Source organism: Actinomycetospora rhizophila, assembly GCF_042657905.1.
GTDB classification, from domain to species: Bacteria; Actinomycetota; Actinomycetes; order Mycobacteriales; family Pseudonocardiaceae; genus Actinomycetospora; species Actinomycetospora rhizophila.
This window is the reverse complement of sequence record NZ_JBHSKG010000002.1, coordinates 331,037-344,920: the sequence shown is the minus strand read 5'-3', so window position 1 is coordinate 344,920 and position 13,884 is coordinate 331,037. Positions and strand designations below refer to the sequence as shown.

Sequence of the window (13,884 nt, the reverse complement as noted above, 5' to 3'; positions counted from 1 at the left end):
TACACGCCCGGTGGCTCGCTCTCGTCGTCCGTGGCGGCCGTGGGAGGCGTGGCCGGCCCGCCGGCGCGGGTCGAAGACAGGAGCGGCCGGCGGAAGCCGGCCGCGTCCGACCCGGCCGCCCCGGTCGCCGAAGGCGGCCGGCCTGGGCTTGTTCTATGTGCCATATCGGGCCGCGGGCCCAGCGACCACGTCGACACAGAGCCTGACGACCTCGACGAGACGCCGGTCCCGGACTCGGTCGCGGGGCTGTGGACCCCGGCGTTCCCCTCCCCCGAGCTCGTCGACGCGGCCGCCGCGATGCTGCCCGCGATCCACGAGGAGTCCGGCACGCTCGCGGAAGGGCCGCGGTGGGAGCTGACCGTCGGACCCGGCATCTTCGCGGTCGCCTGCCACGACTGGGCGAGACGAGAGCGCACCGAGGAACGCGCGAGGGCCGCGCACGTAAAGGACGTCGACGCCGCGGTGGCCGCGCACATCGCCACCGGTGAGTGGCCCGACCCGCCGACGCCGCGGACGGCGATCACGTCCTGGTCGCGGAAGTCGCGGGCGAACATGGTGCGCCGGCTCTGCGAGCTGGACTACACACCCCTGTACGGCTCGGGTCGGCTGCCGGCGATGGTGACGCTGACCTACCCCGGGGACTGGCTGACGGTCGTCCCGACCGGCGCCGATCTGAAGCGGCACCTCAAGGCTCTGCGCAAGCGCTACGTGCGCGCCTGGGGCGAGGAGTGGGCGTGCGTGTGGAAGCTGGAGTTCCAACGCCGGGGCGCCCCGCACGTCCACATGCTCTGCACCCCGCCGCACGGTCGCGCCCGGACCACCGGGGAGACCTTTGCGGTGTGGCTCTCCGCGGCGTGGGCCGACGTCGTCGACCACCCCGACCCCGAGCAGCGCCGCCGCCACGAACGCGCCGGGACGGCCCTGGACTACGCCGAGGGTCTGCGCGCCACCGACCCGCGCCGGGTCGCGGCCTACTTCACCAAGCACGGCCTTATGGCCTCGAAGGAGTACCAGCACCACGTCCCGCCCGAGTGGTCCGAGCCAGGCACCGGGCCCGGCCGCTTCTGGGGCGTCTGGACCCTCCACCGCGCCGTCCGCACCGTCCGTGTCTCGCCCGAGGACGGCGTCCAAGCTGGCCGGATCGCTCGCCGCTGGGCCCACGCCCAAGGCCGCGTCCAGTCCCGCTGGGTGCAGCGCATCGACCAGAGCACCGGTCGCATCCGACACCGACGGAGTCGGACCCGTGTCCGCCTCCTGACCAACGGCAACCGTGGCTGGATCGCTGTCAATAGCGGACCAACGTTCGCAAGAACGCTCGCCAGACTCGCCTCCACTCACATAGCTGGATCTGACTCCGGAGTGCTACATCCTGCTAGTGCGGTCGGGTACTCCTGCAAACACGAGCGCGTCACAACCCCGAAACAGAGGTGAGCGTCGATAAGTTGTCGTTAGGGGAGGAACGCATATGTCGCAGATTGAAGGAAACATATACTCCGCGTTCTTTGAGAGACTCGAAGCGTCGGAGGGGTTGCCAGACACCCTCGTCTCGGCACTACGGGAAAGGATGACAGCCAATGCGCCGGCCCTGAAGCCGGATGAGCTGGTGTCACTCGTCAATGAACATGTGAATCCGGAGCAGCTTTGATTCAGCTGGGCAAACTTTCGATTCGAGAGTTTCGTGGTATCAGAAATCTGACCTTGGAACTCGGCCGCAAACCATTTGTGGTTTGGGGACCCAACGGGTCCGGCAAGAGCGGAGTGGTGGACGCGATCGATTTCGCACTGACCGGTGACGTGACTCGATTGAGAGGAAAGGGCTCAGCCGGAGTATCGCTCACAAAGCACGGCCCGCATGTTCACAAGCGTAACGACCCGGCAGCAGCAGAAGTTGAGTTGGAAGTAACATCGACAGGTAGCGGAAAGACTGCAACGCTACGTCGTAGCGTTCGCTCGCCCCTAACCTTCCACTTAGAGCCCGAAATACCTGAAGTACGTAACGCGATCGAACAAGCAGCCTCGCACCCGGAGATCACTCTATCGCGGCGCGAGATCATTAAGTACGTCGCGTCGGAGGCTGGACAGAGAGCAAAAGAAGTCCAAGCACTCCTTAAACTCGAGCGGCTTGAGAACCAGCGCTCTACGTATCGCACAGCTCTTACACGGATAGATAACGCGACAAAGAGCGCGGCCGACTCGCGCGACACTGCACGGAACGCGCTAAAAAGACAACTGGACGTGGCCCAACTGACTGGCGACGAGATTCTCGAGTCCGTGAATCTTCGCCGAAGGACGCTCATTCTCGACGAGTTCACCACTTTCGACGCGTCAACTGACGTGAGCCAAGGCGTTGATCAATCCGCGACATCGAGCTTCGATAAAGGCGGAAGCCTCAGAGACATCGAGGCACTAACCACCTCAATCGCCACTCTTCGCGAGAACGGCGTGGAAGGCCAGAGCGAGATCGTAGAGCTCTTGCACACCATTGACTCCGACCCCGAGCTCTTGGACGCAATCAAGCACCAGGACTTTTGGACGTCCGGGCTCGCGCTAGTTGTCGACGCCTCTTGCCCTCTCTGCGACCACCAGTGGAATGATGCGGAAAGCTTGCGGGCCCACATAGAACACAAGCTAAGTCGTGCTGCGCATGCGAAGGAAGTGCGAACGTCAATCCTGACCCACGCACGGAAGCTTCAAAGTCGGCTCAACGGCCTTGCCGGCGAGGTTGCTAGCGTACAGCGACACGCGGTTCACCTGGGAGACGCCGACCTCGGGGCTCAGCTAGCTGCCTGGGAACAAGCCCTGAGAACGACGTCCAATGCTTTGACCTCGCTTGACAAAATCCGAGAAAACGCGGAAGCGAGCGTGTTGGCAGACGTCAGCCAGGGCAACGCAATCGAGCTCTTTGCCGAAGCTGTTCGGTCGCGACCGGACCAAAGCGCGCAGGTTACAGCGCAGAAGTTCCTCATAGTGGCGCAGGATCGCCTCCGAGCATCGCGACAGGAGGCCGCTAATCACAAACTTGCCGAGAAAGCGTCTGCGGCCGCCAAGGCCTTGTACGACTCTTACGTCAGCGCGGTCGAGGATGGCCTGAAGAGTTTGTACGATTCAGTAGAGGCAGACTTGAGTAGCTTCTACCAAAAGCTAAACAGCGACGACGAAGCGGCCTTCAAGGCCGAGCTCACACCGTCCGGCGGAAAGCTGAATATGGCCGTAGACTTTTACGGGCTTGGAATGTTTCCGCCGACTGCATACCATAGCGAGGGCCATCAGGACGGCATGGGTGTTTGCTTGTACCTCGCTCTAATGCGACACCTACTTGGGCCGGAGTTTCGACTCGCCGTCCTAGATGATGTTGTCATGTCGGTCGATTCCGAACACCGGCGTCAATTCTGCACACTACTTAAAGAGCAGTTTCCCAATGTGCAGTTCATCGTGACCACTCACGACACAGTCTGGGCGCGTCAGATGATGGCCGCCGGGGTCATGCAGAGGACGAGTCAAGCGCGGTTCTTCGGATGGTCCGTGGACGGTGGACCAATTGTCGAGCACGCCGCCGACTTCTGGAAGCTAGTTGACGACGACCTGGCCAAAGACGCAGTCCCCGACGCGGCGGCGAGATTGCGCAGGAATCTGGAATCGACGCTGTCGGATGTAGCAGAAGGACTTGGCGCAAAGGTAGTTTACAATCCGACGGGGAAGTACGATTTTGGCGACCTCGCATCCGGCGTGAGGGAGCGCTTTCGCGAGCTACTCAAGAAGGCCAAGAAATCGGCAGAATCCTGGGGGCAGACTGATCGGGTAGCGGCGATCGAGCAGATGGATTCAAAGCGAAAAGAGATAGAATCGGAGCTGGGTCCGGAAGGCTGGGTGGTAAATCCTGCGGTCCACTACACCTCTTGGGCCGACCTGTCGGCCGCCGACTTCGCGCCTGTGGTCGCAGCCTACAAGAAGTTTCTGGGCCAGTTCGAATGCAGTAATGCAGGGTGCGGCTCATGGTTGTACGTGAGCGGCTCAAAGACGTCGCCTGACTCCCTTAGGTGCGGCTGCTCAGCGGTCTCTCTAAATCTACAGCCGAAGTCCAGCGCTTCCAATTAGCCGTAGAGTGCACCAAGCAGGTCATGTCCATCGTGCGACCGAACAGAGACCTCGTCGCTAAACGCGTCCCTTACTCGAACAGAGAACGCGGGAGACATACTCAGGTCCACCTCGTTCAGTGTGATCCAACGCGCGTCTCGGCTCTCGTCGGTAGTCACTGGGATGCCGATCTCTGGTCGACAGAGAAACACGAGGGCGACAATGCCTTTGGACATGTTCTTGTAGACGCCTGTCAGGCGCTCGACGACCACACGAACACCGGTTTCTTCCAAGACCTCTCGCCGGGCGCCCTCGTCCGGGGTCTCATCTAGTTCGAGGACGCCGCCTGGCGGCTCCCAGCGATTGTTGTCGCGGCGCTGGATAACGAGGACGCGGTCCTGGTCGTCGACGACGATGCCAGCGACGCTGACCGAGTGCTTGGGCGTGTCTGCCACTCTCGCCTCCTGACGTCCATGACTGTTCGGTAGCGTTCGGCACCGATCGTAGAGGTCCAGTCGTCTGGAGGAGTCGTGCAGCTCGGGGCCATCGACCGCGCGGACGACCGGCCGCCGTACCGGCAGATCGCCGACCACCTCCGTGCCGCGATCGACCGCGGCGACCTGGTGGCCGGTGACAAGCTGCCCAGCGAGGCCGAGCTCATCGGCAACTACGGCGTGGCCCGCATGACGGTCCGCCAGGCCGTCCAGGAGCTGCGCAACGAGGGCCGCGTGGTCGCCGAGCACGGGCGTGGGACGTTCGTGCGCCCGCCGGTCCAGGTGCGCCGGCTCGCCTCGGAGCGCTTCGCCCGCCGCCACCGTGAGGCTGGCCTCGCGGCGTTCAGTGTGGAGGCGCAGAAGACGGGGTTCACGCCGAACGTCGACCAGCTGGAGATCGCGACCGGACCGGCGACGCCGGAGATTCGCGACCGGCTTCGCCTGGCCGAGGACGAGGAGGTCGTGAGCCGGTCGCGGCGCTACCTCGCCGACGGGCAGCCGGTCGAGACCGCAGTCTCGTACCTGCCTGCCTCCGTGGCCGCCGGCTCGCGCATCGTCGAGGCCGACACCGGCCCGGGCGGCATCTACGCGCGCCTGGAGGACATGGGCTTCGAGCTGGACCACTTCACCGAGGAAGTCTCGGCTCGGATGCCCAGCGCCGAGGAGCGCCGCCGGCTCCAGCTCACCGATGGCGTGCCCGTCGTGGTGCTGGTGCGCACCGCGTACGACACGACCGGTCGCCCGCTGGAGGTCTGCGACACCCTCAAGGCCGCCCCTGCTTACGTGCTGGAGTACGAGGTTCCAGCGCGCTGACCAGGGCAGACAACGGCTCGGTAACAGCTCGCACAGCTCCTCTAGACGTCTATCTGACTACTGCTAGTCTCAGGACGTCTAGAGGAGTTCGAGCGAGGAGAAGTAGTGATCCAGAACTACGTCATCGACCAGGCGGCCACCTTCGAGTGGCTGATGTTCCTGTCGTCCGGGCCCAAAACGGCGTTCGGCGACAACTACCGCCAGGAGACGACCAAGGACGGGCTGCCCAAGTGGCAGCTGCAGTTCGCGGCGTGCTTCCGGCAGTTCGGGCGCCCGACCAACGAGATCGTCACCGTCGGCATCGCCGCCGAGCGAGACCCGGGCGAGGACCTCGCCCCGGCCACCCCGGTGCAGCTCGTGGGCTTCGAGATCGGCGTCATGGACAAGAAGAACCGCGAGGGCCAGGCCATCGGCGCTCAGGTCTGGTACCGCGCCCAGGAGGTCCGGCCGCTGTCCGCGACCGGTAGCGGCGCCCGCAGCACCAAGCAGGCGCCCCATTCCGAGGCGGCTGCGTCATGACCTGGCAGACCGACGCGGCCTGCCGCGACACCGATCCCGAGCTGTTCTTCCCACCTTCCGAGGACGACACCAGCACCATCGTCGCCCGCCACCGGATCGCCGTCGCCCCGATCTGCGGCGGCTGCCCGGTCGCCACCGAGTGCCTGCGCTGGGCGCTGGACACCGGCCAGGACTACGGCCTGTGGGCCGCCACCACGCCCACCGACCGCCGCGCCATCCGCCGCGCCCGCCTCGCTGGCGTCCCGGACCCGGTCGCCGACGCCGAACCCATGTGCTCGGGGTGCGCGCTGCTGTTCCCCATGCCCGCTGTCGACGGCCAGCTCTGCGCCACCTGCACGGAGAGGACCCTCCGATGACCGCCCTGGAGCACACGCGCCGCCTCGAGCACCGCTCCGGGCGCACCCGCGGGCCCGGCGCCCACGGGTCCGGGCTGTTCGCCCGGCTCCGCGCCGAGTGCGCCCGCCGCGAGTACGAAGCGTCCGTGCTGGCGTTCGCCGCCTCGCTCAAGGCGGTGTTCCGGGAGGCCTGCACCGGCATCGCCCTCTGCCAGTACGTCCACGTCGCCGCGGGCGTCACGATCCGCACCCCGCGGGTCGGGGAGGTCCGCCTCGGCCCACCGACGTCGTTCACCGTCGAGCTGATGGCCGGCCAGGAGCCGGCGGACTTCACCAAGGGCGAGAACGGCGCCCGGCTCGCGCACACCCTCGGCGCCCACGGCCTGCGCGTCGAGCCGGTCGCGGGTCGCTGGGTCCGTATCCACCTGCTCGACCACGACCCGCTGCGCGACGGGTTCACCCTGCCTTCGCTGAGCGTGGCCTCCGGCATTGAACCGGTGATCATCGGTCGGACCGAGGACGGGCTGACCCTCGGCCACGCCCTCACCGAACCCGGCCACCTTGGGGTGCAGGGGCAGAACGGCTCGGGCAAGACCCAGCTCGCCGAGGGCATCCTCACCCAGCTCGCCGCCGCCCCCGATGTCCTGATCACCGGCTCGGACATCACCGGGCTGTTGCTCGGCCGCCCGTGGGACGGCACCGTCCATAGGCCCCACCAGGTCACCGGCACCCAGGACATCGCCGCGCACGCGGCACTGCTGGAGGACCTGGTCGCCGAGATGGACCGCCGGCTGGCGACGATCCCGCCGCGACAGGACAAGATCGCCCCTGACGCGGTCACGCCGACCAAGTTCGTGGTGCTGGAGGAGTTCCCCGGCCTGCTGCGCGCCGCCGACGGGCTCCCCAGGCCCAAGCGCGGCGAGGGCGTCCCGGTCGGCGATCGCATCCGCACCGCCGTGCTTCGCCTGCTCTCGGAGGGCCGCAAGGCCGCGTTCCGGGTGCTGATGCTGGCCCAACGGTTCGAGGCCACCGCTGTCGGCGGCGGCTACGCCCGCGATCAGTTCGCCCTGCGCATCTCGTTCCGGGTCCCGGCGGACTCGCTGGAGATGCTGCACGGCGTCGACGCTCGCCCGCTCGGGCAGGAGCACGCCAACGCCGCCCCCGGCGTCGCCTACCTCTCCGGGCTCGGCCGGGACTGCCAGCGCATCCGCGTGCCCTACCTCGGCGACTACGGCGAGTACTGCGACCGCATCGCCGCGCACGGACGGCGGGCCCACCGATGAACCTCCTCGCGATCGTCATCATCGCCGGCCTCGTCACCGCCCTGCTCATCAAGAGCCATAAGGCTGCCCCCGCGCTCGTCTCCGGCGTCGTGACCCTCGTCCTGCTCTTCGCCGCCTTCCCGACCCTCGGGCCCGCGGTGTCAAGCAGTGCCGGCGAGTTCGCCCACCAGCTCGGCGCCGCCACCGACCGCGCCGCCGACGTCCCGCCGCAGGAGGTCCAGCGATGACCAACCTCGTCGCCCGCGACATCGAGCGCGCCGCCGAGGCGGTGCGTAGTGCCAACCACGCCAGCATGCGCGGAGTCCTCGACGGACCCCAGTCCGCCGTCGTCGTCGGCAACCTCGTCGAGCTGGCCCAGCGCCTCCCCCAGGTCCTCGACTTCCTGTCGCGCTCGCTGCGTCGCGCCGACCCCGCCGAGCACTACGACGACCGCGGCGCGGATGTCGCCTGGCTGCTCCAGCTCGCCGGAGCCGAGGTCGACGACGCCCGCACCGCGCTCGGCGACGCCGCCGGCCACCTCACCCACGCCCACAACCACCTCGGCCACCTCGGCCACCGGCTCTCGGAGGACTGATCGATGGACGCGCTGCTCTACACCGCCGAGGAAGCGGCGGAGCTACTCAAGATCAGCCGGTGCAAGGTCTACGACCTCCTCCGCAACCACGACCTCCGCTCGGTGAAGATCGGCGGGTCTCGCCGCATCCCGCGCGGCGCCCTGGAGGAGTACGTCGCCCGCCTGCTCGACATGGAGCCCGACTGATGGCCGGCGAGAAGCGGCCCCGGCGAGCCAACGGGGAAGGGTCGATCTACCAGCGCTCCAGCGACGGCAAGTGGGTCGGGAGCGCCTACGTCTACACCTCGTCCGGGCAGATCAAGCGGCGGCCGGTGTACGGGTCGAGTTTCGACGAGGTCCGGGCCAAGCTCGACGAGCGCAAGGTCAACTCGGCCCACGGCATCCCGGTCCCGGACCGCTCCTACAGCGTCGCGCAGTGGTTCGAGCGCTGGCTGGTCACCGTCCGCGAGGAGCGCCGGCCGACCACCTACGTCGGCTACGAGAACGCCGTCCGGCTCTACATCGTCCCCGGACTGGGCCGCAGAGCGCTCCCCCGGCTGACGGCCGCCCACGTCCGCGCCTTCATGGCCGGCGTCCGCGAGCGGTGCCTGTGCTGCATGCACGGCTGGGACCTGCGCCGGCCCGAGGAGGACCGCTGCTGCTCGGTCGGACGCTGCTGCGGGCACCGGCCCTCGCAGCGACAGGTCCAGTACGTCCACGCCGTGCTCCGGAACGGGCTCGCGGCGGCCGAGCGCGAGGAGCTGGTCACGCGCAACGTCGCCAAGCTCGTCCGGGTTTCCGTGCCCCGCTACAAGGTCGGGAAGGGCCTCACGGTGGCCCAGGCGCACAAGCTCCTCCAGGCGGCCAAGGGCCGGCGCCACTACGCGCTCTACGTCGTCGCCGCGACGCTCGGGCTGCGCCACGGCGAGCTGCTCGGGTTGCGCTGGCAGGACGTCGACTTCGAGCGCGCCACGGTGACCATCGCCCAAACCGTCCAGCGGGCCGACGGCCGGCTCTACGTCGCCGAGGCCAAGACCGAGGCCTCCGAGGCGACGATCCCGCTCCCGAAGGTCACCCGTCGCGTCCTGGAGGAGCACCGCACCCGGCAGGACGAGGAGCGAAGGACAGCCGGCGACGCCTGGCAGGACCGTGGCCTCGTGTTCGCCTCGACCGTCGGCACACCCACCGAGCCCCGCAACCTCGGCCGCGACTTCGAGCGTGTTCGAGAGCTGGCCGACATGCCCGACGTCCGCCTCCACGACCTGCGGCACACCGTCGTGAGCCTGCTGCTCGACCTCGGCACCCCGCCGCACGTCGTCCAGGCGATCGCCCGCCACGCGCACATCGACGTGACCATGGCGATCTACGCCCACACCAACCTCGACGCCATGCGCCAGGCCCTCGACGCCATCGAGTGGAAGGAGCTGTGATGGCTGTTGCTACACGCGTTGCTACATCGCGATCATGGTCGGCCCCGGACACACGGTCTGACTTGGAGCCGACGGACGGACTCGAACCGTCAACCCCTCGCTTACAAGGCGAGTGCTCTGCCGATTGAGCTACGCCGGCACGGGTGCCCATGGTACGAGGGTCCGCGAGCGGCCGAGACCCCGCCCACAGGTGCGGGCACGTAGCCTCGGCCGGTCGGCACGGTGGTCGGGCGGGGGCCGCCACCAGCCCGTCGGGTGGGACGTGGCGCACGCTCCCCGGCCGGCAACCACGATCGACTCCCGCGCGTCTGGGCAGGTGGTCCGTGATGAAGTTTCCCGGGATGCCCCGATCGCGCTTCGCGCATCCCGATGAGCAGGGAGAGGAAGGTCCGCCCGTGGGGGTGGCCCAGCGAGCCCGCGGCTCGCTCCGTCGACAGTTCCCCGTGGACGACATCCGTCGTGCCGCCGTGGACGCGCCGACCGTGCGCGACAACCTCCTGCCGGCGATCACCGGCCCGGAGGTCGCCGACGACACGCTGGTGCTCCGGGTGCTCGACCTCGCGCTGCGCATCGGCGAGGTCCAGATCGCCTCGGGCGCCGGCGCGGCGGTCGCGCACGACACGATGCTGGCGATCGCCGGCGCGTACGGCCTGCCGGCCTGCGACGTCGACATCGCGTTCTCGACGATCACCATGTGCTGTCACCGCGGCAACGAGGCCGGCCCGGTGACCACCATGCGCAACGTCCGCTACCGGACCCAGGACTACACCCGGCTCACCGAGGTCGACGACATCATCACCGCCATCGTCGACCGCGACGAGCCGATGCGCGTCGAGGAGGCCATCACCCGCCTCGGCAACGCGGTGCGGGCGCCGCACCCCTACCCGCGCTTCGTCGCCGCCATCGCGCGGTCGCTGTTCGCCGGGGCGGTCGCGTTCCTCCTCGGCGGCGGGCTGTTCGTCGCCGCGCTGGCGACGGTGGCCACCGGCGTCATCTGGGGCGTGGCCCGCTGGCTCGGGCGGCGCCGCGTGCCGATGTTCTTCCAGCAGATGGTCGGCGCGGCCATCGTGACGCTCTCCGCGACCTCCCTGGCCTGGTCCGGGACGCTCGAGGACTCCCCCGCCTTCGTCATCGCGGCCGGCATCGTCGTGCTGCTCTCGGGCCTGTCGCTGGTCGGCCTCGTGCAGGACGCCATCTCCGGCTTCCCCCTCACGGCCGCCGGGCGCGCCGTCGAGGTGGTGCTCGCGTCGGCGGGGCTGCTGGTCGGCGTCGTCGTCAGCATCAAGCTCGTCGGTGCGGTCCTGGGCACCGACGCGGGCGCCTACGCGGCTGTGGTGCCGCCGAGCCCGGCGCCGTCGCTGCACCCGATCTCGCTGCTCGCCGCCGCGGCCGCCGGCATGCTGTTCGCCCTGTCGGCGTACGCGCCGTGGCGGTCGCTGCCGTTCGCGGCGCTCGCCGGGGCCGTGGCGTGGGCCGGTTACGGGCTCCTGGGGATCCTCGGCGCGGGCGAGGTCGTCGCCGCGGCCCTCGCGGCCGCCACGCTGGGGCTGGTCGCGATGGTCCTGCCCCGCATGTTGGGTACACCCCCGCTGGTGCTGGTGATCGCCGGGATCACGCCGCTCCTGCCCGGCCTGACGATGTACCGCGGGTTCTCCCAGCTCGCGTACGGCAGCGTCGCGGTGGGGGCGGTGACGATCCTGCTGGCCCTGACCTTCGGCCTCGCGCTCGCGGCCGGGGTCTCGGTCGGGGAGCAGATCGGCTGGCCCCTGCAGCGGCTCGCCCGCCGCCTGCTGCCCGGAGTCACCGCGGAGGACAGAGAACGTGACGCACGCCGAGGACGCCCCCGGGTCTTCTGACCTGCTCGTGGTGGCCAACCGGTTGCCCTTCGACCTCGACGCCGACGGGGAGTGGCACCGCAGCCCGGGTGGGCTGGTCACCGCGCTGGAGCCGACCCTGCGCGCCCGCGGCGGCGCGTGGGTCGGCTGGCCGGGCCGGCCCGACGCCGACCCCGACCCGTTCGTCGAGGACGGGCTGACGATCCGCCCGGTGCCGATCAGCGCCGACGAGGTCGCCGCCTACTACGAGGGCTTCGCCAACGCGACGCTCTGGCCGCTCTACCACGACGTCGTCGCCCGGCCGCACTTCGAGCGCTCCTGGTGGGAGATCTACCGGCGCGTCAACGAGCGCTTCGCCGACGCCGCGGCCGACGCGGCGGCCGACGGCGCGACGGTGTGGGTGCAGGACTACCAGCTCCAGCTCGTCCCGCGCCTGCTGCGCGAGCGCCGTCCGGACCTGCGGATCGGCTTCTTCCTGCACATCCCCTTCCCGCCCGCCGAGCTGTTCGCCCAGCTCCCGTGGCGCCGGCCGGTGGTGGACGGGCTGCTCGGGGCGGACGTCGTCGGGTTCCAGACGGCCGGGGGCGCCGAGAACTTCCGCCGCGTCGCCGCCCGGCTCACCGAGGCGAGCGCCGACGACGTCCCCATCACCGTCGGCGGCGACCCGGGCCACGTCACCGCCCCGGACGGGCGCACGATCACGATCGGCGCGCACCCCATCTCCGTCGACGCCGCGGACCTGGAGGCGATCGCCCGGCAGGACGACACCGTCGAGCGCGCGCAGGCCCTGCGCCACGAGCTCGGCGACCCGCGCACGGTGCTGCTCGGCGTCGACCGCCTCGACTACACCAAGGGCATCGACGTGCGCCTGCAGGCGTACGCCGAGGTCCTCGACGACCGCCGTCTCGACCCGGCCGAGACCGTGCTGATCCAGGTCGCGACGCCCAGCCGCGAGCGCGTCGAGCACTACGCCGAGACCCGCGACGCCATCGAGCTCACCGTCGGGCGGGTCAACGGCGAGTACGGCTCGGTCGGTCACCCCGTCGTGCACTACGTGCACCAGTCGACCCCGCGCGAGGAGCTCGTCGCCTTCTTCCGGGCCGCCGACGTCATGCTCGTGACGCCCTACCGCGACGGCATGAACCTCGTCGCCAAGGAGTACGTCGCCAGCCGCCCCGACGGCGCCGGCGCGCTGGTGCTCTCGGAGTTCACCGGCGCCGCCGACGAGCTGGGCGAGGGCGCCTTCCTGGTCAACCCGCACGACCTCGACGCCGTCGGCGACGCCATCGTCACCGCGGCCACCCAGGACCCCGCGGACGCCCGGCGGCGCATGGAGCACATGCACGCCCACGTCCTCGAGAACGACGTCGAGCGCTGGGCCGAGGGGTTCCTCGCGGCCCTGGGCGTCACCTAGCCCTCGCGGGCCGGCCCGGAGGTCGCGCGGGCGAGGAGCTCGGTGGGCAGCAGGAGGGTCCGCGAGCGCTGGCGGTCGCCCCGGTCGAGCAGGAGCTCGCCGGCGGCGCGGCCCTTGTCGAGGGTGGGCTGGCGGATCGTCGTCAGCTCCGCGCGCTCGGCGGCCGGGACGCCGTCGAACCCGGTGACGGTCAGCTCGTCGGGCACCTTGCGGCCGGCCTCGCGGGCGTGGCGCAACGCGCCCAGCGCGAGGATGTCCGAGGTGCACACCAGGGCGGTGACGTCGTGCTGGGCGAGCAGCTGCTCGGCGGCCGAGGCGCCCGCCGACTCGCTGTGGTCGTAGCGCTCGACCACCGGCACCCTCGACCAGTCGACGCCCGCCTCGGCGAAGCCCTCGCGCAGCCCGGCGAGGCGCCGGCGCTGGACCTCGTAGCGGGCGCGCTGCTGGCGGTCGACGCTCGCGAAGCCGTCGTTGCGCTCGGTCGACAGGCGCATGCAGAGCACGCCCACCTCCCGGTGGCCCAGCCCGGCGAGGTGGCGGGCCATGTCGACCATCGCGGCGTGGTCGTCGATGCCGACGCGGTCGACGTCGGGGACCGCCGTCGGCTGGTCGCAGACGACGACGGGCACGGGGCGCTCGAGCACGGCGGCGAAGTTGTCGTCGTCGTCGGGCATCGAGTACACGACGAAGCCGTCGACGCCCGCCCGCGCGACGGCGCCGGGGTCGTCGGCCTCCGGGCTCACCGGGACGAGCAGCAGGCCCGATCCGTTGTCCTCGCAGGCCAGGGCCAGTCCCTCGAGGAACTGGACGGCCACCGGGTCGCGGAACGCGTAGGAGAGGGCCTCGGTGAGCAGCAGGCCGACGGCTCCGGCCTTGCGGGTGCGCAGCGAGCGCGCGACCGGGTCCGGGCCGGGGTAGCCGAGGCGCCGGGCAGTGTCCAGCACGCGGCGCCGCAGCGCCGGCGACAGCTGGTCGGGGCGGTTGTAGGCGTTCGACACCGTCGTCCGGGACACGCCCAGTTCCGCCGCCAGCGAGGCCAGCGTGGCGGTACGCCGCGACCGGCGCCCCTCGAGTGCCTCACCCACTGCCCGAACGTATCGACTGTTTCGATCTAGGGCCACTCCGGGCGACCGA

Annotated in this window: 14 protein-coding genes and 1 tRNA gene; 12 read left to right on the top strand and 3 right to left on the bottom strand. The window is 69.7% G+C overall.

From position 1 onward, the window contains the following. The first annotated feature begins 48 nt into the window (after positions 1-48). Positions 49-1,431 (top strand): rolling circle replication-associated protein, encoded by a 1,383-nt coding sequence (locus ACFPK1_RS05490; RefSeq protein WP_378019894.1) that lies wholly within the window; start codon positions 49-51, stop codon positions 1,429-1,431. 210 nt (positions 1,432-1,641) lie between these two features. Further along, entirely contained in the window at positions 1,642-4,095 is a 2,454-nt protein-coding gene (locus ACFPK1_RS05485) for an ATP-binding protein (RefSeq protein ID WP_378019893.1), read from the top strand. Here ACFPK1_RS05485 and ACFPK1_RS05480 read toward each other — a convergent pair. Then, complete coding sequence (locus ACFPK1_RS05480; protein ID WP_378019892.1) at positions 4,092-4,529, bottom strand: NUDIX hydrolase; 438 nt, start codon at positions 4,527-4,529, stop codon at positions 4,092-4,094. The genes ACFPK1_RS05485 and ACFPK1_RS05480 overlap by 4 nt on opposite strands. A gap of 75 nt (positions 4,530-4,604) precedes the next feature. On the opposite strand from ACFPK1_RS05480, the gene ACFPK1_RS05475 reads away from it, so the two are divergent. From ACFPK1_RS05475 to ACFPK1_RS05440, 8 genes are all read left to right on the top strand, one after another. Then, positions 4,605-5,381: a GntR family transcriptional regulator gene (locus ACFPK1_RS05475; RefSeq protein WP_378019891.1), complete on the top strand. Its 777-nt coding sequence runs from the start codon at positions 4,605-4,607 to the stop codon at positions 5,379-5,381. A 105-nt stretch (positions 5,382-5,486) separates the two neighbouring features. Continuing rightward, the gene (locus ACFPK1_RS05470; RefSeq protein WP_378019890.1) at positions 5,487-5,900 is read left to right on the top strand and encodes a hypothetical protein; all 414 of its coding nucleotides are present in this window, start codon (positions 5,487-5,489) and stop codon (positions 5,898-5,900) included. Then, positions 5,897-6,256: a WhiB family transcriptional regulator gene (locus ACFPK1_RS05465; protein ID WP_378019889.1), complete on the top strand. Its 360-nt coding sequence runs from the start codon at positions 5,897-5,899 to the stop codon at positions 6,254-6,256. Before ACFPK1_RS05470 ends, ACFPK1_RS05465 begins: the two co-directional genes overlap by 4 nt. Beyond that, a complete protein-coding gene (locus ACFPK1_RS05460; RefSeq protein ID WP_378019888.1) occupies positions 6,253-7,518 on the top strand; it encodes a hypothetical protein in 1,266 nt (421 codons plus the stop codon). Before ACFPK1_RS05465 ends, ACFPK1_RS05460 begins: the two co-directional genes overlap by 4 nt. Next, positions 7,515-7,745, top strand: coding sequence for a hypothetical protein (locus tag ACFPK1_RS05455; RefSeq protein ID WP_378019887.1), 231 nt, complete (start codon positions 7,515-7,517; stop codon positions 7,743-7,745). The genes ACFPK1_RS05460 and ACFPK1_RS05455 overlap by 4 nt, the downstream gene beginning before the upstream one ends. Beyond that, on the top strand, positions 7,742-8,092 hold the full coding sequence (locus ACFPK1_RS05450) for a hypothetical protein (protein ID WP_378019886.1): 351 nt from the start codon (positions 7,742-7,744) through the stop codon (positions 8,090-8,092). The genes ACFPK1_RS05455 and ACFPK1_RS05450 overlap by 4 nt, the downstream gene beginning before the upstream one ends. Before the next feature lie 3 nt (positions 8,093-8,095). Then, positions 8,096-8,278, top strand: coding sequence for a helix-turn-helix domain-containing protein (locus ACFPK1_RS05445; RefSeq protein ID WP_378019885.1), 183 nt, complete (start codon positions 8,096-8,098; stop codon positions 8,276-8,278). After that, positions 8,278-9,501 (top strand): tyrosine-type recombinase/integrase, encoded by a 1,224-nt coding sequence (locus ACFPK1_RS05440; RefSeq protein WP_378019884.1) that lies wholly within the window; start codon positions 8,278-8,280, stop codon positions 9,499-9,501. The genes ACFPK1_RS05445 and ACFPK1_RS05440 overlap by 1 nt, the downstream gene beginning before the upstream one ends. 63 nt (positions 9,502-9,564) lie before the next feature. On the opposite strand, the gene ACFPK1_RS05435 is transcribed toward ACFPK1_RS05440, so the two are convergent. Beyond that, positions 9,565-9,640, bottom strand: a tRNA-Thr gene (locus ACFPK1_RS05435). Positions 9,641-9,944: 304 nt separating this feature from the next. Between ACFPK1_RS05435 and ACFPK1_RS05430 the strand changes: the two genes are divergently transcribed. Both ACFPK1_RS05430 and ACFPK1_RS05425 read left to right on the top strand, forming a co-directional pair. Next, a complete protein-coding gene (locus ACFPK1_RS05430) occupies positions 9,945-11,357 on the top strand; it encodes a threonine/serine exporter family protein (RefSeq protein ID WP_378019883.1) in 1,413 nt (470 codons plus the stop codon). Next, complete coding sequence (locus tag ACFPK1_RS05425) at positions 11,323-12,750, top strand: alpha,alpha-trehalose-phosphate synthase (UDP-forming) (protein ID WP_378019882.1); 1,428 nt, start codon at positions 11,323-11,325, stop codon at positions 12,748-12,750. The genes ACFPK1_RS05430 and ACFPK1_RS05425 overlap by 35 nt, the downstream gene beginning before the upstream one ends. On the opposite strand, the gene ACFPK1_RS05420 is transcribed toward ACFPK1_RS05425, so the two are convergent. Further along, entirely contained in the window at positions 12,747-13,835 is a 1,089-nt protein-coding gene (locus ACFPK1_RS05420; RefSeq protein WP_378019881.1) for a LacI family DNA-binding transcriptional regulator, read from the bottom strand. The genes ACFPK1_RS05425 and ACFPK1_RS05420 overlap by 4 nt on opposite strands. Positions 13,836-13,884 lie beyond the last annotated feature (49 nt).